The 874-nt window shown below is 61.1% G+C and carries 1 protein-coding gene; it reads left to right on the top strand.

All coding sequences use genetic code 11. The annotated features are described in order from the left end of the window. On the top strand, positions 1-443 hold a 443-nt coding region (locus A5692_RS08585; protein ID WP_231984242.1), incomplete at its 5' end, for a sensor domain-containing protein. Positions 444-874: the final 431 nt, after the last annotated feature.

Below are 874 nucleotides of genomic sequence, written 5' to 3'. Positions count from 1 at the left end.
ACCCCGAGTGCGAACCGCTGATCGCGCCAGACACGTACTCGGTGGGGGTGGCTTACACCGCGTGGCGGAGCAATCTCTACAAAGAGGACAAGGACACGTACGAGCATGCGGTCCGTCAAGCCGTTGCGACGGTCGTCGATTCCAAAGCAGCGACGGTGTTGCTTGGCAACGCTTTTGCCAAGCGTCTCGACGCCTGCAGCAATGCCGTCATCCACCTGAGCGGCAAATATCGATGGAGATTCCAGAAGACCGACGCGACCGATACGGGAGTGCGGTGGACGGGAACGGAACTAGAGGACGGGCAGATCACCGGCTGGGTCTGCGCCAGCGAGGCGCGGGCAAAGAACAACGTGGTCATCTACGCGCAGGTGTGCCAATGGGGCAACGGCGCTCCGGCCGCAGCGACAATTCTGGACAAGATGTCGGAGAAGATACCCCGATAGACCCGGGAGAATCGGAATACTTTGTGCAGGATCCGGGACGAGTGGGCGTGGCCATCGCTTGGCCGCCCGAGGGCGAGCTGACAGCTGCGGGACTATCGGGTGTGGCCAGCGGTTCTCCGCCCCAGCCGGGGTCGCAACGCGCGATCTGCGGACATGGAAGAGACGGATCGGAGCGCGCCACCGTGTCGCCCAGGCCGCCGGATACCGCGGTGAGCGCTCCGGCGATCGCTGCTCCTGCGGCCAAACGTGTCAATTTCGACATGAGTGAGATTCCAATCGAGCTGAACCGATAAGGGGTGAGGTCCTAAAAGTCAACGAGGTACGGTTGTTAAAACCTCAGCAGTCCTGTCATGGTACTCCTCCCGGATCCTGCACAAAGTATTCCGATTCTCCCGGGTCTATCGGGGTATCTTCTCCGACATCTTGTCCAG

It is taken from the genome of Mycobacterium sp. E342 (genome assembly GCF_001667665.1).
GTDB lineage: Bacteria > Actinomycetota > Actinomycetes > Mycobacteriales > Mycobacteriaceae > Mycobacterium.
The sequence above is the reverse complement of the archived record's forward strand: the minus strand, read 5'-3'. Positions and strand labels throughout refer to the sequence as shown.